This window comes from Paenibacillus sp. J22P59, from assembly GCF_059383895.1.
On record NZ_JBXENX010000009.1, the window covers coordinates 276,220 to 302,773 of the forward strand.

The following is a 26,554-nucleotide window of genomic DNA, read 5'->3' on the forward strand; positions in this document are numbered from 1 at the left end:
GAGAAAAAACGTTCCCCGTTCAGTCCTTTCCCCTCCTTACATATGCAAACGGCTGACTAATTCGATTTCATGAGCTCCCGAAAAAACCAAGCCATGCGGCGGTAAAATAAGGTCTCCACCCTTGCTCTTGCTGACATGCGGCCCATCCGCATCCAGCCAGAGATCCTGAATGAATATGATGCCATTCCTGCCGCTCAAAGCCTTGTAGATATCGCCCTTGTATACCGGTCGTCCGAAAGACCAGCCCTTGCTGTCCCCTTCTCCATCCAAAGGCTTGAGCACATTGCGGAGCGCCTCTACGATTGCTGGGCCTTCATCCACAAATTGCGGCTCTACCACAATAACAGCATGAACAGTAACCCGAATATAAACCGGCGGAATAATATGCAGCTCCGTTGTAATTAGACGACGGTTATCCAAATGCAGCTTAATCGTCTGCAAGAAGCCCTGACTTGGCTGGGGAGTATCGCTCTTGCTGAAGGGCACGACAACAACCGATACTTGACCAAGCGCCTTCTCTCTTGGATAATCAGCCAAGCCCGGTTTGAATAAGGGAATAGCATGGACTCTCGCGACCTTTACCCCAGGCGTTGACTTCACAATTTGCTCATAGTCTTGATCCGTAACAGCGCGGAAGGTTTCTTTGAGCTCCCGCTGCAGCCTCTGCAAAGTCTGAGACAGCGTCTCTGCTTCCCTTCCTCCCGCCGCATAATCAGGATTCATTACGGTTAGCTTGAGGCTCTGCTGCTGCTCATTCACCCATTCTGTTATCAGCTGCGGCTTCACATTGCCTCGTTCTCCTCCGCCAAGCTCACAGGTGATTAGACAAAGATTAAGATCAAGGCTGGCTTGAGGAATAGCTCCTCGCTCACCATTGCCAAAATGAATTAATCTAGCTTCTGGATCATATATGTAATGCCGATCGCCAGCAGTCGAGCGGTCAAAGCTGTCCACGCGTGTCCAATCCTGCCAATGGATCTCTCCAGTCACGCTTGGAATGCCTACCTGTAGACCAAGCGCATCTTTTTTCCGGCAAGGAAGCTCATATACCTCGAACGATTGACCTGGAAGCCCATTGCTCCGGCCCACCATACGATAGCTGACGAAATCCCGTGTGCTTGCAATTACTCGAACAATTGTACCTTTTCTTAGTGTCGTTTTATTAGAGCTATCTCCAAACTGAATACGTGCCTCTGCCAACGCATAGTCCCGGGTAACCGTATATTGTCTTCGGCTAATATTATTCTCTTGCTGTGAACTCAGGGACGCTTGAGCCTCTCTCCAATAAATCCAGCTCCCGTCTGATTCTTGAACTTGCACCCTTAATTCACCATACAGCGCCAAATACAGAGGGACCCTCACGATTTCATCCGGCTTGCCGTTCATGGTGAATGCCATTGCTTCTGATAAGGTATCTCTTTGAATTGCCCTTACCGTATGGAGCATCAGCGCTTTAAGGCGCGGCGCCATCTCATAACCCTCCTGCTCCACCGTGCAGCAAATCCAGTAACGGAACCGATCATTAGCCGGATGTACAATAATCGGAAGCATCCTGAGCGTATTTTTGAAGGTTATATTTCCATCCAGTGTAAAATGAAGCGTTTGATCCTCCAGAACCTCTATAGGCAGCCATCCTATAGCCCCTGTCGCTTCATCCATTCCATATACCTTCCATGACAGCCTTGCCGAAGGCTGTATGGCGCTGCGGTCCATCGAATCAGGCTCTTGCCCGTCACTCGGCTCGATTCCACCGTGTAATTTGACGTTAATCGTGATTTGCTCAGATACTTCAAGCTCACGGTCGAAGGAAACATACATTCTAGCTCCAGAAGCAGCATTTGCACCGAAGGGATAAAAGGTCACATTCAAATCATTGGAAGCTGTCACATCATTGGATTCCAGCTCAGTACGGCTAATGATCCGATCAAATGCAAGCGGAACAAGCGAAGCTGATTGGGTCAGCTCGAACATCTGCTCCTCAGCGAGCAGCTTCGTCCCACGCGGGAGAGTAACAGGCTTCCTGATATTCCCGAAGCGTACCTCTGCTGCCGCCGATTGAACATCCCTTGCCTGAACACCTAGCAGATCGACGAATTTCATCCGATTGCGATCCGGTATCCGGCTTAAATAATACCGCTGCATCTCCGTCAGCCATCCAAAAAGCTCCAGAAGCGTCATGCCCGGATCATGAGCATTCTCATCCGTCCATTCCGGTACCCGGTTTGGGATCATTCGCCTGGATTGATCGATAATATCTACATAGGTTCGATCATCGAGCGGAAGCTTAGGCAGCATATCTGTTTCCTCATCTCTTCATTAATTGGGGGCAGGTATGGCAGTAATTACATGCTGGCCATTCACAATAATGCCATGCGGCACCATTTGTCCTGGGTCCCATTCCTTGCCATACCCATTCTCAACCTTTACAACATGGATATACAGCCTCTCGATATAGAGCACCGATCGAATAGAATGCAAGAGCGAATGCAGAACCGAAACATGAAGTGCTTCTCCAATGTTCCAGCCATGCCCGTTAGCGTTGCCCATAATCGGGTCTAGAAACAAATTCAGCTTCGACAGGCAAGCCTCTTCCACTGGAAGGAGCTCGTCCATCGTTTGAACCGCTACTGTTGCATGTACCGATACTTCCAAATAGGCAGGCTCGATTACGCTAATGCTCCCACCGAGCGAGACTAGATTAGATGCTTGCTTTATAAGCTCTCGCTCAACGGTCTGTTTGAGCTCGGGAAATTGTGGAGTATCCGCTAATCCACCCGCTGGGAAAGCTACAACCGCAAGCGAGCCAGGTATCCGCTCCAATAATGCATTGCGATTGGACAGACATTTCACCTTAGCAATTTGCGGATAGGCCTCTCTTGCCAGCCACTCGATATCCTTCGAGGTTACAGCTCTGTTGCGATGCTTTAGCCTTTGCGGTCCCCGCAATAACACCTGCTCGATTTTCTCTGCATCGCCCCCGCCCCTGGCCGGCTCAGGATTAGATACCGCCGCAACGAAGGCAATAGGCAGCTGCATCCCTGTAATCTGATCAGGAGGAAGGTTGCCGCGCGAGCCCTCCGTCGTCTTGAACTCTACACTGACAAGACCAGCTATCTCCATAGAGGGCAATTTGCCATGAGTGCCATCTCCGAATTGTATAGAGCCGCCCACATGATCCACTGTATAGTGACGGTCATTCGGGCCCGATTCAGCAAGTGATTCGACACGCTCCCATCGTACCCAGAATCGTTGGACCGCCCCTTCGCCATCGAATTGGACCATGTAATTGTCCGGCTGATTCAATAGCTGCTCTCTCTCATATTGGGAGAAACGTTCTTTCTCATCCACCCATACCTCCTCCTCGATAAAGGAGGAGGGCGTTATCTGAATAAAACCATTGGCCGGTATCGTTATTTCTCGTTCTTGACTGAACTGCTGGCGCACAGATACCGCGTTCATATCCATTCGCTTGGCGATAGGGTGACCCGTCGTTAAATTGCCGATTTGTCGGTCTCGATTAACCGCTCGTATCCAATAACGCTCGCGTCCAAACAATCGGGCCAGCACCATTGCAGAAGGCCCTGCCCATCTCAGCTCTCCGCTTGATGTGAATGCGTCTGTCCCATCTGTTACTTTCAGCGGCGTCCATATTAACCGCCCATTCTCGTAACAAAGCGCCTCCCATTCCACCCAAGGCGGCATACCTCCAGAATTAAATCGACGCTCCAAAGTAAAATGCAAGCATAACGGCCCCTTCAATGGCGCTCGATCAAAAGAAGCATAGATGGCGGGCTGAGGGCAAGGAATCGGCTCGAAAATTCGAAAAGGCTCTCCTCCCTGTCTAATAGAAACGGTACGGTCTCGATTATCGGCATTGCTCCTTGTATATACGCTATCAGGTACAACTAGCGTTTGCGAAGTCTGCAAGTAGGATAAAGAAGGCGAGGCTAGCCAAGGAGACATATATTCCACTATTGCCGCGAGGATCGGGTCAATTTGTAGTACACGAGCTCGAATCCAATGATCATAGACCCCATTGACGAAAGTCTGCGACAGGTCAATCGGGCATATGAACTCTAGCGAATAGGAACGTTCTTGCTGCTCCGGCAAGTCTTCGAATAGCTGCTCGTATTGCTCACTCCCAGGAAGCATGGCCCAATTGTTTCCGTCCCAATACTCCCATTGAACCTTGCGAATTCGAACACGCGGGGGATCTTTCTCTTCGAATTCCGAAGTTCGCATAACCATCTTCCATTTCACTTCTGGATCGGGAGCCGTCCGAAGGCGGCTTGCTACAGCTTTGGCTGTAAAGGCAAAGCGCAGCCTGCTGTCTTTTTTGGTCAAAGCTTCCTCGCTAGAAACATAGAAGACAGAGTAGGGTACAAAATGCTCGCCAAATGGATGAAAGCCTTCTGGCAGCAGCTCTGTATCATTAAAAAATAAAGCAGTAGGCATAATTCCATTGGGGTCTGTAGATAAGTCATGCGAAGCTCGAAGCTGAAGCTTGTCCATCTCCAAATTTTGGCTTAGCAATGGCGAAGCTTTATGAGGAAGTTGTTTTACCGTACAGCGAATCCAGCGTCCAAGCACCCCTTCATGCTCTGTAACCTCCAACAGCCCTGCCTGCTGTTTGTGCAGCACGACTAAATTACCGACTGCTGTTGCAGAATCAAAGGGCTTCCAGACACCACCGGATGAATAAGTCCATTCCACATCGGATGATGCCAGCGCTGCTGCTAATCCTGGCTCTGAATAACGCTTGTCACTGTGCTGAATTTGCAGGTAGAAACGGCAAGGCCTGTCTACAAGGAATAGTTCATCATGCCTGAGATACAGGACATGCTCTTGCTCGTTGGGATATTGCTCCGTGTCAAATAATCGAACCGGTACTGCTTCTCCAGCACCCAGCCGTTGTCCATATTGCTCCGCAGCAATCGCGATACGATCACGTTCAGGATGGACATTAATCCATTCCATCAGCTTGGCTGGGGTTGCAGCTAAGCTGCACTCCGTCTCAAATACAAGCGGCTCTCCTCCATCCTGAACGGTCGCCATTAATGATAAGCCTGCAGGAATATAGACCGAATCTGCCGTTCCTTCGCTCAATGTAAAAACAACGGTCGCACGGGCCGGGCGAGGCGGCTGCTGCTTCACTTGAATAAGGTCAAGAAAGGCAAGAAAATGATTGACCGGCGCTTGATTCAACCTCTGCACCGTATCCTCCAGCATCTCTCCTACTAGATAAGCGAGCCCCGTTCCCGCATCCGGGTCATTATCAGAGAATCGCCATTCTGGCGTATAATGAGGCATCATCTCTTTCATCCGGGAGATAAAAGAGGCAAGATTATCCTTATTCATATTCGGTGGACGATGGCTAGCGCCCGCTTTCTCCCCGTGTTTCATCCCTGTTCTCTCCCGCTAATTCATGTTATTTCGTGCCTTCCCCCAAATAGAAAGGATAGACCTGATTAAATAAATTGTTCGTTGACCGCACCACATACGAGACTTTTAGAAGAACACGACCGGGATAAGAATCATCAGGCAATGCCTGAGCCTCCACATCTTTCACGCGCGGCTCCCAGTTGCGAATCGCTTCTTCCACATCGGTCGCTAGAAGCCGCATCGATGTCTCGTCTGTCGTGCCGAATACGAACTCTCTCAATCCACAACCAAAGTCGGGACGCATCAGCCTCTCTCCTTTGGAAGTATGCAGAATGATACGAATCGATTCTTGAATATCCTCTTCACCTTCAACCATGCGAATGCGACCGGTCGTTGCATCTACTTGCACAGGAAACTTCCAACCTTTTCCCAAGAACGAAGCTGTCATCTTGCTTCCGCCCTTCATCAATTAATTTTGACCATAGATCCTTTGAGCGATAATAAGCCGCTGGCCTTCAGTTCCATCATGCCTCCGGCTTCAAGCTTGAGGGACGCTTGAGCCTCCACTTTTACTTGGGCACCCTTAAGCGTTACTGATTTGGAGCCTTCAATCGTGACTTCCCCTTTACCGTTCATAACCAGCTTGGACGTTGTACCGGCTTTTACCGTTAACGTTCCAGAGCTTCCTCCGGTCATCACTATGGATTGCGCCTTGTCTTTGGTCTCTACCTTAATCGTATTCGTCTTCTCTTCCATTACGATGGTATTGCCATTGCTCGTTTTCAGCGTAATTTGACCCTCGCCCGATGTATCATGGAATGTAATCTCATGCCCGCTGCGGGTTTTAATCTGACGGACATCATTCTTCTCATGAGGTGTCGGCGGCTTGTCCACATCATTCCATAGGGCACCAATAACGACAGGAGAATCCAATCTTCCCATAAGAAAAGCGACCAACACTTCATCATTTACTTCGGGAATAAACAATGTACCTCTGGAGCCCCCGCCCATTAATGTTGCAATTCTAATCCAATCGGTCTGAAGATCTCCTTCCCGGAGAGGGAATTTCACCTTTACTCTCCCGAGTTTTTTCGGATCATTGTTAGCTGTAACAATGGCATTCCATACACCAGACAGTTGATCCGGAACCATTGAACGCGCCTGCTGGTCGAAAAACCCAGGAAACATCATATTCATATCGCATTCCCCTCCGTTTCGAATTGCGTCGTATACCCGCTTTCAGCATCGAGCCGATGTGTCGCTTTTGTAATGCGCAGTGTCTGATCCAGCTTGCCGTTATTGCCTAATCCTTCTATACTGATCATCGCCCCCGGCATAATCTCCGGCAGACCGATGCTAGAACCAAATCCATGTACAAGCTGCCTAGCTTGACGCTCCAGCATAGAGGTAGCCAGCACCTGTGCCTCTGCCTGTGATCCTACCTGTGTATAGACAACTTCGACCTTATTGACTGAGAACTTACTGGCAAGCTTCGGTCCAGTTGAAGATTTGCCGCCTATTGCCGTCACGCTTTTGGCAACTGCTTCAACATGCTTCTTCGTAGCCACGTCATAACCGCGAACCTTTACCTCTGCCATTTGGCTAGAAGCATCCACCTGCAGCGTAAAGCTCTTCAAGCTTTTCCCATACTTTAGAGTAACGACGGGCGATGCTGTTTTGGGCTTCGTAAAATACAGCTTGGATGCCGACACATAGAAGTGGCGATCATTATCAACAGCGAGTGAGCGAATAAAATGATAATCACTGACACCAATCTGTTCAATTCTTGTCTTCTTATTCGTTGTTGCATCAATCACGGCTGACAAGCTGTACTTTCCTGCAATTTGCTGAACAACATCACTATCTTTTACATCCATCCATACCTTAGAATGCGAGGACTTCATCAGCATGAACGACCGATCCATTGCCGTAACTACGATGTTCGGGCTTCCGTTCTCCGGGTATTCCAATGAATATCCTGTAATGAGACCATCGAAGACAAGTGTCTTTTTATCTGCGTAGCCCATCTTCACCTGCAGGGATTTGCCGACATCAATCGTTGACCCAATCCACTGAAAACGCGTTTCATTCAGAACAAATCCATTAGTAATTGCAAATTTTACAACGTCGGCTTGAGGCTCGATGGTTAGCTCAACTTCCACCCATCCTATTGCCATATCGGATAATCGGGCTAGCTTTCCCTCTATCACAATGTCCGTCTCTGGCGCAACGAAGTTATTATATTTAGTCTCCAATGCATCAAAGCTCGTACCCGGTGCCATACAGTTACTCCAATCTCGGTATCGTTAATTTGCTCCCTGGCGTCAGATGACGAGGATTATCGATGCCATTCGCCTTGGCAATATGGCGCCATGCACCAGGGTCCTCATATTCATCAGCTGCCAGCATCCATAATTGATCGCCCAGCTTCACCGTCTTTTCCTTTGTTCGGTCTGCGGATTGTCTAGGAATTTTCTGGTACTGCTCTTTCATGGATTGCATGCTTTTGAATGTCACGTTAAGTGTCGCGCGTACAGGTACACCCGATTCAAGAAACATCGTGTACCGCTGCGTTATTTTCTCAATGACCCCTTTGAAATCAAGAGAGCCCCAAACAAATCTACACATCGGAGGCGCATGCAGATCAGAATCTACATCAATGATATTAACGATCTTGGATGTGTACTCCCTAACATCTGTACCGCTCTCGTAGGTATCAAAAAACAAATCCATCGTCAACGTTGTCCCGTTGCCTCCTATAAATTGGGCAATCGGCGTCTGAAGTCCCGGAACCTCACCAAATGAAAATTGGTTGCCAGAATCCAATACATATTCTGTTGGATTGAACAGTACATCCACAGATTCCTTTGATTTGCTCTTTAGAATAATGATTTGAGCTTTACTTAATGCCATAGATAGCTTCCTCCACATTCAGGCTACTAATATCCGCGCCGCCGCTGTTCTAATGTCATCTTTCTCTCCAGTGCTTTGTATACCTGATCAGCGATCGCCTGAGGATTTAATTGCGGCATTTTCATAATCATCTTCTGCAATTTCTCTGGATCAAGCTCCTGTGGCGCTTCAACCGTCACAATGCGCTCCGGTTCCTGCGAAGCAGTAGCATTAGCCCGGTGGGACAATGTTGGCATAGGCGGTGCGAACGAATGGGTTTCCTTGGAAGCAGCATTCATTCCTCCTGCAGCAGTCGATTGTTTGGCATGACGCAGCTGAATTGTATTCATAGGCTGTTGACCAGGATCCCTTGTCGCAGTAGACTTGATCGGCTGCATTAGCGACACCGATGAAGAAGTAGGCGAATGTGGTGCAACAGATTGTTGCTTTGCTTTTTGCTCCGGGGTTAACCGTCCACGCTCTTGCTTCACCAAATTCAACGCCGCTAATTTTTTCGAAATAACAGTTTCATGGGAGCCTGTTGCTTTATTCACGGCAATTTGGCGAGCCATTCCCCTCTTGTATCGCGGTTCATCCACCAGCGGGGTTGCTCCTGCTAGCTGCTTCTCTATTAATCCAATAGAAGCTTCGTTATGTAATGAAGTTATTCGCGACTCTGCTGCCGCCTGTGATCGCAATTGCGAGCTTAAATGGAGCTTCTTGTGCCTGTCTTGCTCTACTTGATGAGTGCGCTGGACCTTTAATTTACGAACTTGCACAATTGGTAAAGCGTCTGCTATAGGCTTTAGCTTCGTCACGAGCGTTGGCTCTACTTTGGAATCGTTTTTGTAATTTTGCTTTATCTCTAAGCTTGTCTGAGCCTCCATATGGAGAGGCTGCTTCAATCGAGTCTCCTCTTTATACAACTGGAGCTGGTTCAAAGGTACGCTCGGTTTGTTTGCCGATTGAAGATTCATTGATGCTTTGGGCGTACCTACAGCAAATTTTTCATCTTCTTGCTTGAATCCTAATGGTCTGCTTACATAGCGTCCAACAAAATGCTTTGATCCCCTGTCATGGAATCGATGCAGGACGATTGGTCGAGAAAGCTTCTCTCGGTTGATCTCGTTTATTTGCCGTGCAGTTGATTGGGGTATTAAGCTTCCTGTCGTATGTTCCTTATTAGCCCCATAGTGGCCCCCTACTCCAAGCTTGTCGTCACCAACTTGCTGGCTTACGGACTTCGAATGAAATCGCAGCTTCACATGCTCTTGCTTCGACAATCGCTGGAGTACGCTTCGCTTCGCTACTTCGACTTGCTGCTCCGCTACCCCCGCCGGCTTGCCACGCAGCTTCACATGCTCCTGCTTCGACAAGCGCTGGAGTACGCTTCGCTTCGCTACCTCACCTTGCTGCTCCGCTACCCCCGGCTTGCCACGCAGCTTCACATACTCTTGCTTCGACAACCGCTGGAGTACGCTTGGCTTCACTTGTTCGCCTTGCTGCTCTGCTACCTCCAGATTACCACGCAGCTTAATATGCTCCTGCTTCGACAATCGCTGAAGCACGCTTCGCTTCGCTAATTCACCTTGCTGCTCTGCTTCCCCCGGCTTGCCACGCAGCTTCACATGCTCTTGCTTCGACAATCGCTGGAATACGTTCGGTTTCGCTAATTCGCCTTGCTGCTCCGCTACCCCTGGCTTGCCGCGCAGCTTCACATGCTCTTGCTTCAACAATCGCTGGAGTATGCTCGGTTTCGCTAATTCGCCTTGCTGCTCCGCTACCCCTGGCTTGCCGCGCAGCTTCATATGCTCCTGCTCCGACAATCGCTGAAGTACGCTTCGCTTCGCTACTTCGCTTTCCTGCTCTGCTACCTCCAGCTTGCCACGCAGCTTTACATGCTCCTGCTTAGCCAATCGCTGAAGCACGCTTCGCTTCGCTAATTCAACTTGCTGCTCTGCTACCCCCGGCTTGCCACGCAGTTTCACATGCTCTTGCTTCGACAGTCGCTGGAGTACGCTCGGTTTCGCTTTTTCGCCTTGCTGCTCCGCTACCCCCGGCTTGCCACGCAGCTTCTCATGCTCTTGCTTCGCCAGTCGCTGGAGTACGATTTGCTTCGCTTTTTCGTCTTGCTGCTCCGCTTTCCCCGGCTTGCCACGCAGCTTCTCATGCTGCTGTTTCGCCAGCCTCTGAAGTACGCTTCGCTTCGCTATCTCACTTTGCTGCTCCGCTGCCCTCGGCTTGCCACGCAACTTCACATGCTCCTGCTTCGCCAGCCTCTGAAGTACGCTTCGCTTCGCTACCTCACCTTGCTGCTCCGCTACCACCGAATTGCCACGCAGCTTCACATGCTCCTGCTTCGCCAGCCTCTGAAGTACGCTTCGCTTCGCTACTTCGCCTTGCTGCTCCACTAACCCCGGCTTGCCACGCAGCTTCACATGCTCCTGCTTCGCCAGCCTCTGAAGTACGCTTCGCTTCGCTACTTCGCCTTGCTGCTCCACTAACCCCGGCTTGCCACGCAAATTCACATGCTCCTGCTTCGCCAGCCGCTGGAGTACACTTCGCTTCGCTACTTCGCCTTCCTGCTCCGCTACTCCCGGCTTACCCCGCAGCTTCACATGCTCCTGTTTCACCAGCAGCTGAAGTACGCTTCGCTTCGCTACTTCACTTTGCTGCTCTGCTACCCCCGGCTTGCCACGCAGCTTCACATGCTCCTGCTCTACCAACCGCTGTAGTACGCTTCGCTTCGCTACCTCACCTTGCTGCTCCGCTACCCCCGGCTTGCCACGCAGCTTCACATGCTCCTGCTCTACCAATCGCTGAAGTACGCTTCGCTTCGCTACCTCGCCTTCCTGCTCCGCTAACCCTGGCTTGCCGCGCAGCCCCACATGCTCCTGCTCTACCAATCGCTGAAGTACGCTTCGCTTCGCTACTTCGCCTTGCTGCTCTGCTAACCCCGGCTTGCCGCGCAGCCTCACATGCTCCTGCTCTACCAATCGCTGAAGTACGCTTCGCTTCGCTACTTCGCTTTCCTGCTCCGCTAACCCCGGCTTGCCGCGCAGCCTCACATGCTCCTGCTCTACCAATCGCTGAAGTACGCTTCGCTTCGCTACTTCGCCTTGCTGCTCCGCTAACCCCGGCTTGCCGCGCAGCCTCACATGCTCCTGCTCTACCAAGCGCTGAAGTACGCTTCGCTTCGCTACTTCGCCTTGCTGCTCTGCTAACCCCGGCTTGCCGCGCAGCCTCACATGCTCCTGCTCTACCAAGCGCTGAAGTACGCTTCGCTTCACTACTTCACCTTGCTGCTCTGCTACCCCCGCCTTGCCACGCAGCTTCACATGCTCCTGCTCCGCTAGCCTCTGAAGTACGCTCGGTTTCGCTTTTTCGCCTTGCTGCTCTGCTACCCCCGCCTTACCCCGCAGCTTCACATGCTCTTGCTTCGCCAACCGCTGAAGTACGCTTCGCTTCACTCCAGCGCCTTGCTGCTCCGCCGCCTTACCCCGCAGTCTCACATGCTTTGGAGCAGCATTACTTAGATCTGCATTGCCCAATGACTCAATAAAAGCTTCTTTCTTCTGTACCTTTACGCCTCGTCCTGCTGCCTGAAGTGGATCTATTCTCCCCACTGGTTGATTGGCCACAGTCAGCTGCAGCTTCTCTGTTGTAGCTTCAGAGCGCTCACTTTTTCTATTCCCCTGACTAACTTCCATCGAGCGAGATTTCATCATGAATGATGTCTTGCTTACTTGTTGCTTAATTGCCAGCATTCCGCGCAACTCTCTATCAGCAAGCTCATTCATTTGTTCTATTAATTGTACAAGCTTTGCTTTACTGCTTTGTTGATTGACCAGCTTAAATCTCGATCCGCTGCTCTTGCGGCCTTCATGGTCAGGCAACCATCTATAAGAATCCCTGCTTTTCTCTAGTTGTGTAGAAAAACCACTGGTCTTAGATGCTGTTGGGTTAATAATCTTAGCTATATTACGATAAAGAATAACAGGGTCTATTCTCCCGCTCTTCTCTCTTCTGACCATCTGAATCATCATATTGTTAGCATCGTTGTCTTTATTAGCTCCATTAGCACGACTAGCTATTCGAGATTCCACGCTTGCACGCACCTTGGAATACTCGGGAGATCTATCATATCTTTCTAACACTTGTGTAACAGCAGTCTCTCGAATACTGCGAAGCTCTTTCATAATTTGCACAACATCACGAAGCACAATTTTTTCTCGTTCAATAATTATTTTCTCTGTCGGTCTCGTATTGGATTGACCTGCCTGCGCTGGAACCAGAGCCTTCTTGGCAGACTTCCTTTTCGTCTCTTTCAGAACAGGCGGAGCAATGACCTTCACATGTACTTTTTGCTCCATCAATTGGGCAGACGGCGGTTTCTTATGCAATAATGACAATCTTCTGAATGAATGGTTCAGCGAGCCAACATATTTGCTCATGATGCCGCCAGCAAACGTTTGTATAGACGTTGTCATACCAATTATTTTATTGCTTGATCGGTTAGTCCCCATCTTCCGTTTCACTTGGCGTCCCCCTTGCTATCAGCTTGCTCCATAGGCGATGCCCTATTACATAAACTTGCTTAACGAGCTTGCGAATTTCCCCTTTAATCCATTATGGGCGATTTCAATAGATTCAAATGCGACATCGCCTGAAGCGGCATTCAAATGCGGGCCCGACCATTTTACAGGATAAGCATCAGTGAAATTCCAGCGTCCGAATTCCTTTCCTTTATCCGACTGCAATACAATCGCGCCATTCTTACGCACAATCTTTCCATTTAATGTCCCTTCATACCAAGACCACAGCGTTGCTGCTTGCGTCATTCCCCGCTTTAGAATAAGGTTCGAATATTTGATACCTTTGGGCAGGCGATGGACGAATCCATTCATGCCGCCCTCTCTATATTCCTCAATCTCCGTTTCCACCTCTAAACCCGATACTTCGGTAAATCCGCCCACAAACACTCCATCAAGCTCTATCCAGAATTTATGGGCATTAGCCAACTTCACAGCTTGACCCAGCTCACGGGCTTTAAATAATGCCAATCCCGCTACCTCCTTTTACTAAATACATCAAATACGTTGGGCTTGTCCGGCGTCTCATCATTCAATGTACGATTTATGCGTGATATTTCATCGCACCATCTGCGTCTCTCCGCATGCTCCAAATTCATAATGTCATCATGCGGCCAATGAAAATAATAAGCGATAAAGCCGACCTCCTCGTAAATCCGATCAACCGAATATCCTAGGAGAACGCCTCGGTTAAGGACAAAAAATCGACAGCCACCTCATATTCATGCTCGCACTTCGGACACACGGTCAACACGCTTGGTGCCTCAATATCGTTAATTTGTCGATACAAATTTTGCAAATAAGCGAGATCAGCCGTGAACAGCTTCTCAATCAGCTTCGTATCCAGATGCTTCAAATCTCCTAGTCTTGTTACGACACGTGCCAATAATATAATAGTCAAATAACTAGGGTTGGATTGAACCCGCGGGTCCTTCATCGGCAGAATTTCGTCAGCCGCCGTTGCTAGGCGCATTACGCCTCGACGGTGCAAATTCCCATTATCATCAACATAACCACGTGGCAGCTCAAACTCATATTCCGTCAGGAAAGCCATATTTTATTTCCTCCATTCTATTATTTAAAAGCGGAAAACAAGCGAGGAGCGAACGTTCCAACGTTCGCAGCCATCCCTTGTTTTCCATAATGCTATGCCGTGCGCGTCATGCCCTCATGCGCGAATTCAATCAGTTCAAACGCTACCTCATTACCCGTTCCGTTAAAGTTCGGAGCAGTATATTTCACAGGCCAAGCTTCAATAACCTGCCATGTTGCAACGTCTTCCCCTTCTTCGTCAAGCGCAATGATCGTAATGGTCTTGCGCTCGATCGTGCCTTCAACACATTCTTGAATCCATTCATACAGCTCCATGGATTCAGTCGTTCCCCACTTCAATGAGATATTGCCGTATTTCGTTAAGCCTGGAAGCTTGCGCGGTGTTGTTACCTCATTGCCTTCCCGATATTCAATGACATCTAATGTTGCCTCGAATCCGGATACTTCACTAAAACCGGCTTGCTCAAGCCCTTCTAACTCAACGCGATATCTAAAATTGCGATATGGATCAATACGGTCCCCTGGCATAGAAATCCCCTTCCGTTATTCAATATGGAAGCTATTTAAGCTGAAGTGATTGCTTACTTGTTCAGCTTATTAAGTCAATAATAGCCGTAGATTAGGCTTATTCCGAACCTGTTTTTTGCGTAATGCGGAAGACAACGAACTCAGCCGGTTTCACTGGAGCTACACCGATAACCACGATTAAGCGGCCATTGTCGATATCATCCTGTGTCATCGTGGAACGGCCTATCTCAATATAGAAGGCTTCAGAAGTGCTAGTTCCTGCCAACGCGCCATCTCTCCATACACGAGTCAAGAAAGCGTCAAGCGTACGATGAACACGCGCCCATAGTTGTTCCGTATTCGGTTCAAAGACTACCCAGTTCGAACCATTCTTAATGGATTCCTCCAGGAAAATAAATAATCTGCGTACGTTGATATATTTCCACAGCGTATTGGACGAGCAAGTACGAGCTCCCCATACGCGAATGCCTTGTCCTGTAAAGGCTCTAATTAAATTCACGCCTGCCGGATTCAATATATCTTGCTCGCCGTTATTGTATTGAACATCCAAGCCAACTACACCGCGAAGCGTCTCGTTGGCTGGTGCCTTCTGAACGCCGCGAGTCGTATCTGAACGCGAGTAAATGCCGGCAATTGTTCCAGACGGAGGTATGAAAATATTGCGTTTATCCAATGGATCGAATACTTGGAGCCAAGGATTGTATAGCGCACAGTAGCTTGAATCGAACAAGTCACGATGAGCTAATACATCCTGCACCTTCGTCGCTTCACGCGGTAGGTCAAGTATGGCGAACCGGCTGCCCAAATTCTCGCAATGTGCAACGAGAGTCAATTGGACATTCGGGTCGGTTACACCCGGAATAGCCATAATGCTTACTACATCATTATCAATGAAGGACTGAATTCCCGTTCTTCTGCCAGGTCCTTTGTCTTCTCCGTTGAAATCAGCAGCAGACAACAACGAGGCCGAGCCATCACTTCCGCCAGACAGTACAATTTCATGCGTAGCTGCTTCAGGTCCAGCAATCAGTTCGAATGGTGTAACTACGTCCTCAGCAGACAATACCGCTGTTAAGCTAATAAGCGAGGAGCGTTCAACCAGCTTATCCACGTAATTGGGAGCTTCTGGGTTTAACGAAGCCTTCTCATACGTCTCTGCTTCACTTCCATAAATAACGGTAAGCGTGAATTCACTTGTGCTCAACCATTTCAGAGGAACTAAAGCCGTATCGACGACATCGCCTGACAAAGCGGATTCAAGCTCAATGATTTGGTCTTGTACGGTAACGACACGACTTACTTGCTTGCTATCCCCTTCAGTAAAGACAACAACATCGCCTGGATTGAAGCCTGCACTATTCTTGACACGGTAACGATTGCCATCCACCGCTTCTAGAATCGGAGTCTTCGCTTTGCTTGCTGGAGAAATAACGACACGGATCTGATTTCCCCATGCTCCAGGGTTTTTGGCTGTAATAGACAGCACTTCTGACTCCGAGCTCCCATTATTAGCTTCCTTCGCATCCGATGGAGCTACCCTCATGATGAAACAACGGGAACCACCGTTCATGAAAAATTGATTCACCGCATAAGCAAGATACCGATACGAGCCAAATGCATTCTCGGACAAGTAAGAACCGAAAACACGTTGAAAATCAGCCGGTCCCGTAATCAACTGCGGCAAGCCCTCAATTGGACCGCGCGAAGCTAGTCCGATAAAACCTGCTGTGCTCGTGCTAACCCCTTCCAACGGTTTAGAGCCGCTTTCGAACTCCTCCACGTAGACGCCAGGCGAAAAATACTCAGCCATTAGTGAGATCTCCTCTCTGAATCTATATATGTTTTAGGCGACTGAAGACTGGACTAGGTTTAACCAGATGCGATATTCCCTGTCCTTAGTCGGCCCCAAGACCAATAGTAATAGGCTATTGCTTCGCCGATAGATCCGGCAGCCGCAGCACCTCTCCTGCCCGTGCCATCCAATCGACCGATGTATCAAGTCCATTCAGACGACTGCAAGCGCTTACTGCAAATACGGAAGGCAGTACACCCCGAAAAGGCAGAATAACAGCTCCATCCTCCATGCTTCTCGTAATAACAGCAGGCAGTAGAACTGCTCCTCTCCGATAATTTCCCTGCAGCGGCTGCTCCAAGCTAAACATCCCATCAGGGGAAGTCGCCGTTATGCGGATCAGCTCCTGCTGATCCTTGTCCCGCAACAGGAACAATTCCCCCGGGAACAGGCTGCCCTGCAATAACCCAATCCTAATCGTTCGCTCTCCTGCTAGAGCCAGGTCATTAGCTATCCGTCCCCTGTATGCAGTATCTTCCGAAGCATAAGCCATAATCTCAGCTCCAGCTATGGGTCTTCCTAAAGAATCGCAGATGCGAGATAAAATCCCTGTAGAACCGATAGGATACGGATAGGCTGATGATGGCAGCAATGGAATAATTACGACTGGAGCCAGCGGATCAAGCTTGTTCAAGTCTATCTCAAGTCGAACAGGCAAATAGATAGACGATAGAACAGTTAGTGTAGAAGAACCCTGAGGCAAATCGAAAAACAGGTAGCTTCCATCCGCCTTGCGAAGCGGATTTCTTCCGTAGGACTCCATTACAACCCGGATCTGTGAGCCGCCCGGTTTTTTTCTCGTCCACACATCCACGAGGATAACGACAAGAGAGCACTTCGTGACCGAGGTCTGCTTAATACGGCTCAAGCTTATCCACCGCCCTTGTCTTCCAGAACGATGTGGCGTTCAACGACACGCGAAACTTCTTTTGTTCGATTGGAGTCCAGAAGGATTGGACCGACACGATATACGGTCGACAGCTTATATGGCAGATCACCGAACTGCCACAGCTTCAACAGTCCTTCGCCATCCATTCCAGCATGGGATATCCGAACAGTTTCGCCGCTTTCAGCAAGCGAGCCCTCCAAATAAGGAGACCTGATGACAGAGTTGTCATACAGCACTTGCATAGCCCTTCCAAGCACCCTTTGTTCATCCAAGGAACGAGTAAGCCGATCCGCATTCGAATGTGCCGTAATCAAGAAATACAAATCCAGCGCTAGAGGCGGATATTGCAGGACTCCCCCGCGATCTTGCATGCCTGTACGCCGTGATTCGCCATTCTCCTTCACATTGAATAGAAAAATCGACAATACTAGGTCTCCCGCATCACGTGGAGAGGCCATACCGATCAAGTCAGGACGCGACACCGGATCTGGCGTCATATTGTCTCTGAGCAAGCGCAATACGCTCGCGCCCAAGTCAGCAATCGCCGTATATCCAGCCACCTACACCCCTCCTCTTGCAAACTATACCCGTTCTCTACGAATCTATTATATCTTCTCTGTAAAAAAATGACTACGAAAAAATGCGCAAATTTTGTCAAAAATTCATCTTTTATTTAAAAACTTAATGAAGTAGTTCCAAAGACCTAAATATAAGGCTCGAATGTATCTTTCACAAGAAGTTTACCCATTTTCTGGAACTCTTGCTTCGTAGCCCTAATCATATGCGGCATACCGATAGACTCCCCTTGCGAGGCAGCAAGAAAAGCGGCAGCCAGCACAATATTTTTAATGTGGCCTCCGGTCGCATCAATGCGCTCCGCCAAAAAAGCCAGATCCAGCTGATCATCAAGCGGCGCCTCCTTCGGCAGGAGTGATCGCAATATTCGCTCGCGACCAACCGCATCAGGAAATGGAAATTGAACGATAACCTGCATCCTGCGAATGAATGCCTCATCCATGTTCTGCTGCAGGTTAGTCGCTAATATGGACACGCCATCGAAGGCTTCAATTCGTTGAAGTAAATAAGCCGCCTCCATATTGGCATAACGATCATGTGAGTCCTTTACCTCTGTCCTTTTGCCAAACAAGGAATCTCCTTCATCGAAAAAAAGAATCGCACCGCTGTTTTCTGCTTCTGCGAACAACTCGCGCAAATTTTTCTCAGTCTCGCCGATGTACTTGCTTACAATTCGCGACAGATCGATCCGATACAGCTCTAGGCCCAGCTCCTGCGCCATCACTTCTGCCGCCATCGTCTTCCCGGTGCCGGGAGGGCCCGCGAATAGCATGCTTAATCCCCGCCCATAGGGCAGCTTCCGGCCAAATCCCCATCGTCTATACACAGTCTCTGCGAACCGTTGCCTGCTGCAGGCCTCCCGAAGCTGGGAGAGCGGCTCCTCCGGCAAAATCAAATCTGACCAGCCCCTTGCCGGGGTCAGCTTATCGGCAAGCTCCTGCAGCCGATGCTGGACCTGTGACCGAGAGGCCTGTTCATATTCGTGCATTCCAGCCTGCTCAAGTCCCTTAATCGCTGCCAGCCTTAATGCTTCTTCACGCATACCTGCAATTTGGCCAGGAGTGAACCGATATTTATCCGCAAGCTCCTGAAGCAGCTCCGATTCCATTTCCGATTCGTAACCTTCCCGCTTACTCTCCCACAACTGGAGACGAATATCAGCATCCGGTGTTGTCAGTGTTCCATTCAAGAGAGCTATCGACGACGGAACGGGAAGCTGCTCCCGTTTGCATTCCATTACGTTCAACCATAGAACGAGCGGTTGAGTGAAGGCTTGCGCATATTCCTCTAATGCAAGAGATATATCATGCTGCCTGGCTGCTCGCAGTTCCTCCTCCATTCTCTCCGAAGAGGAGTCCCGAAAGGCGAGTACTGCGTCTGTAATAAAAGCTTCACGCACGAGCTGCCTCAGCCGTTCACGCAGTCCCTCTGCAGGAAGGGGCAGCCGATCCACCTGTACGAGGAGCAGAGGCTGGCCTAATGATCGGGCGATATGTCTGGCATGAAGCTGTTTCCCTGAACCACGCGCACCCGTTAACTGCACGAAAGACAGTCTAGGCTGAAGCGATTGTTTTGATCGGCTAATGGCATTTTCCCTTTTTATAGCAGTTAGCATCCTCTCTTGCAGCTCCACATCGAATAAAAGAGGTTCAAGCTCTTCCCCATCCTCATAGCGAGTAACGCAATCAGCCAGACGATAATCCAACTCCTCTGTCTGCAGCAGAAAGCTTATAATCCGCTGATCGAGCTTCACCGGAAGACGCAAGGAGCTGCGAGCACCAGCTGCAGCTTGATCCCTTGGCCTCAGCACATAACGCTGAAGCTTGGAGCCTTCCCCGACATACATTCTGGCTGGATGAAATTCGCCTGCATCATCACATAATAGCCTAAGAGCAAGCTCATGGGTCGGTGCTCGAAGCGTTATATCATCGTTCAAATAGCCAAACCAAGCCTCATAGCGAGTATCTATCTCGGCAGCCATGCCAAGTATCAAGCAACGTTTCTCCCATACCGTCAGCTTTAAACGCCACGACAACAAAGCGAGGGGGAGATAAATCCCGCCTCGCAAGCTTTCCATCATTCTATCCTCAATCAATTGCTCCGTCTGTATTCGTTCTTCTCGAAAAGCATATAACGGATCCTCGGCTCCATAATTCTCTTCGAGCGTGCGCTCGATATCCTCTGCCGTTAGAACCAGCCCTCGCAAAGCCATCGCGGAGCGCTCTCCTGTATCCGCACTTTCCATCTGCTGCAATAGACGCCTTATACCGTGCTCCAGCAGCAGCAATTCTGCCTGCAAATGCTCCAAACCATTCTCATATAAACGCATTTTCCCATTCACCCTTATCGTGGCATTTGCGCTTATCGGCGCGTAAGACAGAGCACTGCGATATCATCAGATTGCGGTGCCCCATCAGCGAACATGAATACATCCATTAATAACGCATCAATAATTTCAGCACTGGAATAGCCCTGCGTTAGTCCCAGAAACCGCTCAAGCCGAGCCATGGAATATTGCTCTTGTTGTTCGTTCTCCGCCTCTGTTATCCCATCCGTATAAAGCACAAGCTTGTCCCCGCGATCCAGTTGAAGGGATATATTCTTATATTGGAATTCAGGAAAGGAGCCAAGCGGAATTCCCTTGGTCAGCTTGATCGGCTGTACCTCTCCACTCGCCTTAACCACATATGGCGTACAATGCCCTCCGTCGCTCAATACCGCTTCACCAGTTGATATTTGCAGCACACCGCATACAATCGTCGCGAATAGCTGCGCGTTATCCGTGCATAGATCGTCATTAACCTTCTCCAGCAGCTCACCTGGAGTGAGATCCGGGTTCATCTTTCCCTTGAGCAACGAGAGCGTCATTGCCATGAACAACGCAGCAGGAATCCCTTTATCTGATACATCGCCGAGCGTGAAGAACAGATGGTCCTCATCTATTTTGAAAAAATTATAGAAGTCTCCGCCGATTTCCTTTGCCGATTTCAACAAAGCACATACGTCAAAAGGTTCATTCGTCGAAGGCATTGTCGTTGGCAAAAAGCTCAGTTGAATACTTCCTGCGATCTGAAGCTCACTCTCCAGCCGTTCTTTTAACGCTGTAGCCATTTGGAGCTCATTAACGGATTCAGCAGATACTTCATGCAGCAACACATTATCTAGCGCAAGAGCAAGCGGACCGGACAGCTTCGCAAGAGCCTCCTGATCATTGAAGGTGAATGGCTTGCCTCCTTGCTTGCCTGCTGCCTCCAGCTTGCCGATTACCCGTCCTCTTGCAATCAATGGAAGCGACAGCGTACCCGCATTTGCTATCCCTTCATGCTCATCCAGGAGAACTATGGAAGCACGCTCAGATTTAACAAGTCGTTTGATCCCCTCGGTTGCCTCATGAATCAGTTCTTGCTTCAGCTGTACTGTGAATAATTGTTCACTTACCGCAAGCAATGTTTCTGTCTGCTGTACTCTTGCTGCCAAATGCCTATTTCTGAGCCATAGCCATGCGATGGCCACCATACTAGCCGCACCAATCAACCCTTGCGCAATCGCCACAGCCTGCTCCCCCATTTCTTGTCTGTTAGAGAGACCACGTTAGACTACAGCTCCTAGCTTCACGAATGCCTCATCCCGAGTAGACGCCATTTCAATAATGTTAGTAAAACCAGACATTTCGAAAATATCGAGTACTTGCTCGCTCAAGCAAGCACAGATCATTCTTCCTTTCGTAGCCCGAAGTTTTTTGGCCGCAACCAAAACAACCCGCAGACCCGCGCTGCTAATATATTGTAGCTCGCTAAAATCAAATATGAATTGCTGCTTGCCTTGCTCAACCTGCTTCAAAAAAGCTTGCTCCACTACAGAAGCATTATTACCGTCCAGTCTTCCCTCTAGTGGAAGTATCGTTATGCCATTCACTTCCTGTGCCTCAATGTTCATTATCCAAGCCCTCCCGCTAAGCGTTTATTTATTCTGATCCTTCCGAGGTTCCTGAAGCGAGTCGCTTGCTCATGCTAATACGATTCGTATGATCCGTGCGTTCATAGTGAACATCATCCATTAATTTCTTCACGAAAAAAAGGCCGAGTCCGCCAATAGGACGATCCTCAAGCTCTAATAACGTATCGGGGCTTGCACGCTCGAATGGATCGAAAGCTATCCCCTTGTCCTCGATCCGAATCTCCACTGAATCTGGGGAAGCATTCACAGTAATCGCAATGTTGTGCTCCCCACCCATCGGAAATCCATAATGCATAATATTAATAACTAGCTCCTCACAGACTAATGACAAATCAAGCACCGTCCGATTCGACCAGCCCAACTCCATGCCTATCTCTTCTAGCTGCTCATTCAGCCGATAGAGCTCCTCCAGTCGGTTATGCAGCTTGATTTGCCGATTGATGGGATATTGCCAAGCCTTCGACATACGTGATCCTCCCGCCTTTGTTGGATCAGAATACGTGAAATCTTTCTCTCTAAATCAACTTTTAATGCCAGAGAATGATCTTTCTGGTAGTTATTCTACAACGGTAACGGTAATCCTGCCAAAAAAAGTCGAACATTGTTGAAAATGCTCATTTTTTGAACAAACCCTGCTCATAGGCGTAACGCGTCAACTGCACCCGATTGTCCAAGTGGAGCTTTTGCAATATATTTTTGAGATGATTCTTTACTGTATGCTCGGATAGACCGAAGCCGGATGCTATTTCCCGATTCGATTCCCCCGTCACAACTCTTTCCAATATTTCTTTTTCCCTCTCGGTTAATGGCGTCGTCATCGAGCCTTTTTCCTCTTCAGCTGCCCTAGATCCAGCATTCTGGTCATTAGAGCTAGCAGCCGCGAATTCCTGCAGAAGACGGAAGGCAATTTCCTTGGACATTGGCGCCTCATCTACGACGACAGCACGCAAATATTCCAGCCATGCGGATGGTGCCAAGTTTTTGAATAAATAGCCTTGTGCCCCTCTTTTGATTGCTTCGAACAAATGGGTAATATCATCCGACACCGTAACCATGACGATTATTAAAGCAGGATGCCTATATTTAAGCTGCTGAGTTGCCTCTAGCCCTCCCATTCCCGGCATATTAATATCCATAAGCACTACATTCGGAAGCAGATCATCAATTCTCGCTATAGCCTCTTCACCGCTGGCTGCCTCCCCCACAATCTCGAAATCCGGATCTGAGCCTATAATTTCTCTTATTCCCTCTCGTCCATGCGGATGGTCATCAACAATAAAAACCTTTATTGTTCCTGCCGTATTTTCTTTCATTATCATTTGCTCCTTCCACCAATAATTTCAATTTCGGTTCCAAGCTCAGTCCTGCTGATGATCGTTAGTTCCCAGTCCATCTGCTCAGCACGAGCGCGCATCATCTTAATGCCATATCTCCCCTTAGCCTCGAGTGTACCTTCTGCTGCGCCACTCCCGTTGTCTTTAATTAGACATCGGAACGTTTTCGTGCCTGCCACGACCGCTTCGGAACAAGAAATCGTTGCTGTTGTGGCATTGGCATGCTTCCTAATATTCATCAATGCTTCTCTAATAATAGCCAGCAGCTCCACCTGTTCTTTGTTCGTTAACAGATTTTCTGGAAGCGGCCAATTGATCGTAACTTGAATGCCGCTTGCATTCCTCATTTCTTCCGATAAAGCGAGCAGCGTATCCATCCATGCGGAATCCGTCGGTGCTGCTGCAGATTGCAGATTAGCGATAGATTGTCTTACATCCTCGTAAACATGCTTGAAGGTCTCTCTGATTTGCTCCGCTGTATGCCTGGCATCCTCAACTGATCCAGCTTGCTCCAATCGGTCCAGCTTAACCGACAATAGGAATAAGGATTGCGAGATCCCATCATGCAATTCACGTGCGAGCTGCTCTCGATGCTCGAAGGATGCCTTCATTACCCGCTCCCGTTGAAGTGCCTCCTGGGTATTCTCCAGCTTAGCGAATAGGCCTCGCAGCAAAGTCAGCGTAATAAGAAACACAAGAATAGGAGCTAGAACATTACCGAAATCCATGGAGACGTAAGACAGCAGAATCGTATGCCGAATATACTCCCATAATCCAATTGTAATCGTAGGAATCCACAATATAAAAAATTTTAGCCATTTGTAGGGCATCGACGAAACCTCCGTTTGCTCTAACCATTCTATTACCTCCCAGTGTACTCGACAAAATAGGAAAGAACAATTAGTTTAACCATCAAATGGAGCGATTCGAATAAGAACCTTGCTTTGCGCACATCATGGTAATAGAGAAGTTAGTTGAAAGGATGTGAACCTTAATGTTCAATAATAATTACAAGCTGGCGGAGCTAAGTGAACAATCCGATGCGCTTGAGGCCATCCGGCAATTAGAACAAAAGCTGAGCGAACAAATCGGATCTCCCATTTCATTAGTGGCTTTCGAAACCCAGGAAGACGATCTCTAAAAAGCAAAAAATGAACCGCTAATCCACTTCCATACCCAATGGAAATAGGAAAGACCCTTAAAATAGTCGCCTAACCCAGGCAACCTCTTAAGGGTCTTTCGTATTATTTCAGATGCTATGCTTTGACATAACGATTAATTATCTCAACGAGCAAATCATTCAGCAGCTTAACCTCATAAGCGCCAGCCGCAGGCTCCAAATGTTCACCGCCGATGCCGCTGTCATCGGTAAGGAATAAATAGGTGCCTCCGGTTGCTACAGACATGAACCGCATCAAATACTCTGTCGCTACATCAACGCCGCTGGAGGCTACCGGTATAATCCGAATGCCTTTAGCTGCCGCTTCTTCAATCAGCACATGAAGCTCATCCATAATCTGCGGATCATCATGAGGCGGCGCATCCAGCACTAAGAACAACAACCTTGCTCGCGCCTCCTCGCTCCAATCATGCTCCCGAATGGCGTCGCGCAGCGCTTGCTCTACCGCCTCCGGGTAATCACCGCCGCCTTGTGCTTCTTCCTTCGTAATCTGAGCTACAACCCTGTCGACATCTGTAGTGAACGGGTGCGGGTTGATCACATAACGATCATGCTTATCCTTATAAAAGTTCGCGCTTAGGCGAATCGCCAGCTGATTAGCGTGCTCATTGCCTACTCGTTTAATGACATCCTTCAGCTCAGCCCCTAGAAAATTAAGCTCATCTTCCATGGAGCCTGTCGTATCCACGACAAACATAACATCTACTTGATCAGATAATTTAATATCTCCACCGATATCAAGCTTCAAGGTGCCTTGCTTCGGAACCGAAATATTGTCGAACTGCTTCTGCTCCTGCTCGGTTTGCACCTCGATCGAATAGCTGCCTGCTGCGCCTGTATTTCCTTCATCGAATAATCCTGCGAACAAATAGGCTCTGCCTTCCGTATTCGTACGTGCCTCCCACACCTTCTCTTGCTGCTGTCCTTTTAATACGACTCGTGCGTCTGAAACGGCTCTTCCGTCTGACGTTACCCGAACCTCCAAACGATTGAACTGGGCAAACGACCAAAATTGCCTTTGATCATTGCCTTCTCTCCCATTCAGCAAATTCTCGAAGCTTTGCCAAGAGGCCAGATCATCCCATTCCCCCGCTGTTAATTGGCCTGCCTGCACAACAGCATTGTTTGGACTGTATCTTCTTTTTTCGCCGCCCTCTCGCTCAGGTCGTGGCTCAATTGTCTTTTCCTTGGCAGCACGATCCTCTGAAGCACTATTTTGAGTTGCTGATTCTGTAGCTTCCCCAGGCTTTGCTTTATCAGGCTGCGGTGCATAATTAATGGATCTGTCATTCGCACCAGAACAGCCGGCAACAAGCATTACTAACACCAGTACAACAAGAAATGTACATTGACTGCCCAGCCGTTTCGCAGATTTTATCATATACATTTATTCCAAGCCCCCTCTATCTTTTCCAATTCAGACGATTACGTCTTAACAATTGTTGCAATACTAGGGCATTCACCCTTACAATCAAATTCTAGTGGAGCAGGTATCGAACACTCGCTTCCTAAGCCTGGAGGGCAACGAATATGGAAATGATGAAATTAGCAACCATTACGATTCACTATCAACAGCACTCGCAGGAGTTGCTGTTCACTTCAGCAGAGCTGATTGTTATTACCGACTACGGCTCTCGATTATGGTATGTTGATGTAAACGGCGTAACCGATCTGGAGCTGCTGCGTTGGTTCGGTCAGAGTGAGGATATTCGAGTAGAGCTGTCCGTACAGACAGAAGAGGGACAAGGATTCACCGGAACCGCTTATCTTCATCCCAACGAGCCCCATCAGGCTGCGGCCCTTCGTGGTGAAGGCGAACTGCTTGCGCTATAGACAACTTAGAATTAACGGAAGGATGACCAATTAACATGATGATTGAAACAAGACAAGTGACGAATAAAGAGGATTTGGAGGCTGTATTCGCCATTCGGCGCAGTGTGTTCGTTGATGAGCAGGGTGTGCCTGCGGATCATGAATACGACGAATATGAGGATACAGCGAGTCATGTCCTTGTCCTCTATAATAATGAGGCAGTGGCTACGGGAAGAATGCGAACCGTTGAAGGGATCGCGAAGCTTGAACGAATTTGTGTACTCGCCTCTCACCGCGGCTATGGACTGGGCGTTGCCATTGTCGAGGGCCTTGAGCAAATAGCGAGAACCGAAGGCTTGGCAACCGCGAAGCTTAATGGTCAAACCCATGCGGAGCGGTTCTATCAGAAGCTCGGTTATCAAACCGTATCCGAGCCCTTCATGGAAGAGGGTATCCCACATGTAACGATGACCAAATCCATCCAGCCAAGCGCCAGCTAAAAACAAA

General features: G+C 48.8%; 24 protein-coding genes. 3 read left to right on the plus strand and 21 right to left on the minus strand.

Translation table 11 applies throughout. From position 1 onward, the window contains the following. Window positions 1-36: 36 nt before the first annotated feature. The 20 genes from AC50YO_RS17650 to AC50YO_RS17745 all read right to left on the minus strand — a co-directional run bounded on the left by AC50YO_RS17650 (window position 37) and on the right by AC50YO_RS17745 (window position 23,885). Complete coding sequence (locus tag AC50YO_RS17650) at window positions 37-2,295, minus strand: putative baseplate assembly protein (RefSeq protein ID WP_494849176.1); 2,259 nt, start codon at window positions 2,293-2,295, stop codon at window positions 37-39. 21 nt (window positions 2,296-2,316) lie between these two features. Continuing rightward, window positions 2,317-5,403: a baseplate J/gp47 family protein gene (locus AC50YO_RS17655; protein ID WP_494849177.1), complete on the minus strand. Its 3,087-nt coding sequence runs from the start codon at window positions 5,401-5,403 to the stop codon at window positions 2,317-2,319. A 25-nt stretch (window positions 5,404-5,428) separates the two neighbouring features. After that, window positions 5,429-5,848, minus strand: coding sequence for a GPW/gp25 family protein (locus AC50YO_RS17660; RefSeq protein ID WP_494849266.1), 420 nt, complete (start codon window positions 5,846-5,848; stop codon window positions 5,429-5,431). After that, window positions 5,848-6,579, minus strand: a complete 732-nt coding sequence (locus AC50YO_RS17665; RefSeq protein WP_494849178.1) for a phage baseplate assembly protein V — start codon at window positions 6,577-6,579, stop codon at window positions 5,848-5,850. The genes AC50YO_RS17660 and AC50YO_RS17665 overlap by 1 nt, the downstream gene beginning before the upstream one ends. Beyond that, window positions 6,576-7,664: a phage late control D family protein gene (locus tag AC50YO_RS17670; protein ID WP_494849180.1), complete on the minus strand. Its 1,089-nt coding sequence runs from the start codon at window positions 7,662-7,664 to the stop codon at window positions 6,576-6,578. The genes AC50YO_RS17665 and AC50YO_RS17670 overlap by 4 nt, the downstream gene beginning before the upstream one ends. A gap of 4 nt (window positions 7,665-7,668) precedes the next feature. Next, window positions 7,669-8,295, minus strand: a complete 627-nt coding sequence (locus AC50YO_RS17675) for a CIS tube protein (protein WP_494849182.1) — start codon at window positions 8,293-8,295, stop codon at window positions 7,669-7,671. A gap of 26 nt (window positions 8,296-8,321) precedes the next feature. Next, window positions 8,322-12,812 carry a hypothetical protein gene (locus AC50YO_RS17680; RefSeq protein ID WP_494849183.1) on the minus strand — a complete coding sequence of 1,497 codons (4,491 nt, stop codon included), beginning with the start codon at window positions 12,810-12,812 and terminating at the stop codon, window positions 8,322-8,324. A 45-nt stretch (window positions 12,813-12,857) separates the two neighbouring features. Continuing rightward, window positions 12,858-13,337, minus strand: coding sequence for a phage tail protein (locus AC50YO_RS17685; RefSeq protein ID WP_494849185.1), 480 nt, complete (start codon window positions 13,335-13,337; stop codon window positions 12,858-12,860). 5 nt (window positions 13,338-13,342) lie between these two features. Then, window positions 13,343-13,522, minus strand: coding sequence for a DUF6760 family protein (locus AC50YO_RS17690; RefSeq protein ID WP_494849268.1), 180 nt, complete (start codon window positions 13,520-13,522; stop codon window positions 13,343-13,345). 17 nt (window positions 13,523-13,539) lie between these two features. Continuing rightward, window positions 13,540-13,920: a phage tail assembly protein gene (locus AC50YO_RS17695; RefSeq protein WP_494849188.1), complete on the minus strand. Its 381-nt coding sequence runs from the start codon at window positions 13,918-13,920 to the stop codon at window positions 13,540-13,542. 92 nt (window positions 13,921-14,012) lie between these two features. Beyond that, on the minus strand, window positions 14,013-14,447 hold the full coding sequence (locus AC50YO_RS17700; RefSeq protein WP_494849190.1) for a phage tail protein: 435 nt from the start codon (window positions 14,445-14,447) through the stop codon (window positions 14,013-14,015). A gap of 97 nt (window positions 14,448-14,544) precedes the next feature. Beyond that, window positions 14,545-16,257 carry a phage tail sheath subtilisin-like domain-containing protein gene (locus tag AC50YO_RS17705; RefSeq protein ID WP_494849194.1) on the minus strand — a complete coding sequence of 571 codons (1,713 nt, stop codon included), beginning with the start codon at window positions 16,255-16,257 and terminating at the stop codon, window positions 14,545-14,547. 115 nt (window positions 16,258-16,372) lie between these two features. Then, complete coding sequence (locus AC50YO_RS17710) at window positions 16,373-17,167, minus strand: hypothetical protein (RefSeq protein ID WP_494849196.1); 795 nt, start codon at window positions 17,165-17,167, stop codon at window positions 16,373-16,375. A 2-nt stretch (window positions 17,168-17,169) separates the two neighbouring features. Continuing rightward, on the minus strand, window positions 17,170-17,748 hold the full coding sequence (locus AC50YO_RS17715; RefSeq protein WP_494849197.1) for a Pvc16 family protein: 579 nt from the start codon (window positions 17,746-17,748) through the stop codon (window positions 17,170-17,172). 143 nt (window positions 17,749-17,891) lie between these two features. After that, window positions 17,892-20,093: an ATP-binding protein gene (locus AC50YO_RS17720; protein WP_494849198.1), complete on the minus strand. Its 2,202-nt coding sequence runs from the start codon at window positions 20,091-20,093 to the stop codon at window positions 17,892-17,894. 32 nt (window positions 20,094-20,125) lie between these two features. Next, on the minus strand, window positions 20,126-21,331 hold the full coding sequence (locus AC50YO_RS17725) for a PP2C family protein-serine/threonine phosphatase (protein WP_494849200.1): 1,206 nt from the start codon (window positions 21,329-21,331) through the stop codon (window positions 20,126-20,128). A gap of 24 nt (window positions 21,332-21,355) precedes the next feature. Then, window positions 21,356-21,700, minus strand: a complete 345-nt coding sequence (locus AC50YO_RS17730; protein WP_494849202.1) for an STAS domain-containing protein — start codon at window positions 21,698-21,700, stop codon at window positions 21,356-21,358. Between the two features lie 28 nt (window positions 21,701-21,728). After that, a complete protein-coding gene (locus tag AC50YO_RS17735; protein WP_494849203.1) occupies window positions 21,729-22,187 on the minus strand; it encodes an ATP-binding protein in 459 nt (152 codons plus the stop codon). A 148-nt stretch (window positions 22,188-22,335) separates the two neighbouring features. After that, entirely contained in the window at window positions 22,336-23,034 is a 699-nt protein-coding gene (locus AC50YO_RS17740; protein ID WP_494849205.1) for a response regulator, read from the minus strand. A gap of 2 nt (window positions 23,035-23,036) precedes the next feature. Beyond that, window positions 23,037-23,885, minus strand: coding sequence for a sensor histidine kinase (locus tag AC50YO_RS17745; RefSeq protein WP_494849207.1), 849 nt, complete (start codon window positions 23,883-23,885; stop codon window positions 23,037-23,039). Between the two features lie 164 nt (window positions 23,886-24,049). Between AC50YO_RS17745 and AC50YO_RS17750 the strand changes: the two genes are divergently transcribed. After that, window positions 24,050-24,196, plus strand: a complete 147-nt coding sequence (locus AC50YO_RS17750) for a hypothetical protein (protein ID WP_494849209.1) — start codon at window positions 24,050-24,052, stop codon at window positions 24,194-24,196. Window positions 24,197-24,311: 115 nt separating this feature from the next. Here AC50YO_RS17750 and AC50YO_RS17755 read toward each other — a convergent pair whose 3' ends face one another. Further along, window positions 24,312-25,622, minus strand: coding sequence for a VWA domain-containing protein (locus AC50YO_RS17755; RefSeq protein WP_494849211.1), 1,311 nt, complete (start codon window positions 25,620-25,622; stop codon window positions 24,312-24,314). 143 nt (window positions 25,623-25,765) lie between these two features. On the opposite strand from AC50YO_RS17755, the gene AC50YO_RS17760 reads away from it, so the two are divergent. After that, window positions 25,766-26,068, plus strand: a complete 303-nt coding sequence (locus AC50YO_RS17760; protein ID WP_494849213.1) for a hypothetical protein — start codon at window positions 25,766-25,768, stop codon at window positions 26,066-26,068. A gap of 35 nt (window positions 26,069-26,103) precedes the next feature. Then, window positions 26,104-26,547 carry a GNAT family N-acetyltransferase gene (locus AC50YO_RS17765; RefSeq protein ID WP_494849215.1) on the plus strand — a complete coding sequence of 148 codons (444 nt, stop codon included), beginning with the start codon at window positions 26,104-26,106 and terminating at the stop codon, window positions 26,545-26,547. Window positions 26,548-26,554 lie beyond the last annotated feature (7 nt).

Excerpts from the sequence above, each read along its gene's own strand:
- AC50YO_RS17650 (WP_494849176.1), bottom strand. The coding sequence starts at position 2,295 with ATGCTGCCTAAGCTTCCGCTCGATGATCGAACCTATGTAGATATTATC.
- AC50YO_RS17655 (WP_494849177.1), bottom strand. The coding sequence starts at position 5,403 with ATGAAACACGGGGAGAAAGCGGGCGCTAGCCATCGTCCACCGAATATG.
- AC50YO_RS17660 (WP_494849266.1), bottom strand. The coding sequence starts at position 5,848 with ATGAAGGGCGGAAGCAAGATGACAGCTTCGTTCTTGGGAAAAGGTTGG.
- AC50YO_RS17665 (WP_494849178.1), bottom strand. The coding sequence starts at position 6,579 with ATGAATATGATGTTTCCTGGGTTTTTCGACCAGCAGGCGCGTTCAATG.
- AC50YO_RS17670 (WP_494849180.1), bottom strand. The coding sequence starts at position 7,664 with ATGGCACCGGGTACGAGCTTTGATGCATTGGAGACTAAATATAATAAC.
- AC50YO_RS17675 (WP_494849182.1), bottom strand. The coding sequence starts at position 8,295 with ATGGCATTAAGTAAAGCTCAAATCATTATTCTAAAGAGCAAATCAAAG.
- AC50YO_RS17695 (WP_494849188.1), bottom strand. The coding sequence starts at position 13,920 with ATGGCTTTCCTGACGGAATATGAGTTTGAGCTGCCACGTGGTTATGTT.
- AC50YO_RS17700 (WP_494849190.1), bottom strand. The coding sequence starts at position 14,447 with ATGCCAGGGGACCGTATTGATCCATATCGCAATTTTAGATATCGCGTT.
- AC50YO_RS17705 (WP_494849194.1), bottom strand. The coding sequence starts at position 16,257 with ATGGCTGAGTATTTTTCGCCTGGCGTCTACGTGGAGGAGTTCGAAAGC.
- AC50YO_RS17720 (WP_494849198.1), bottom strand. The coding sequence starts at position 20,093 with ATGCGTTTATATGAGAATGGTTTGGAGCATTTGCAGGCAGAATTGCTG.
- AC50YO_RS17725 (WP_494849200.1), bottom strand. The coding sequence starts at position 21,331 with ATGGGGGAGCAGGCTGTGGCGATTGCGCAAGGGTTGATTGGTGCGGCT.
- AC50YO_RS17730 (WP_494849202.1), bottom strand. The coding sequence starts at position 21,700 with ATGAACATTGAGGCACAGGAAGTGAATGGCATAACGATACTTCCACTA.
- AC50YO_RS17735 (WP_494849203.1), bottom strand. The coding sequence starts at position 22,187 with ATGTCGAAGGCTTGGCAATATCCCATCAATCGGCAAATCAAGCTGCAT.
- AC50YO_RS17740 (WP_494849205.1), bottom strand. The coding sequence starts at position 23,034 with ATGAAAGAAAATACGGCAGGAACAATAAAGGTTTTTATTGTTGATGAC.
- AC50YO_RS17745 (WP_494849207.1), bottom strand. The coding sequence starts at position 23,885 with ATGCCCTACAAATGGCTAAAATTTTTTATATTGTGGATTCCTACGATT.
- AC50YO_RS17750 (WP_494849209.1), top strand. The coding sequence starts at position 24,050 with ATGTTCAATAATAATTACAAGCTGGCGGAGCTAAGTGAACAATCCGAT.
- AC50YO_RS17755 (WP_494849211.1), bottom strand. The coding sequence starts at position 25,622 with ATGTATATGATAAAATCTGCGAAACGGCTGGGCAGTCAATGTACATTT.
- AC50YO_RS17760 (WP_494849213.1), top strand. The coding sequence starts at position 25,766 with ATGGAAATGATGAAATTAGCAACCATTACGATTCACTATCAACAGCAC.
- AC50YO_RS17765 (WP_494849215.1), top strand. The coding sequence starts at position 26,104 with ATGATGATTGAAACAAGACAAGTGACGAATAAAGAGGATTTGGAGGCT.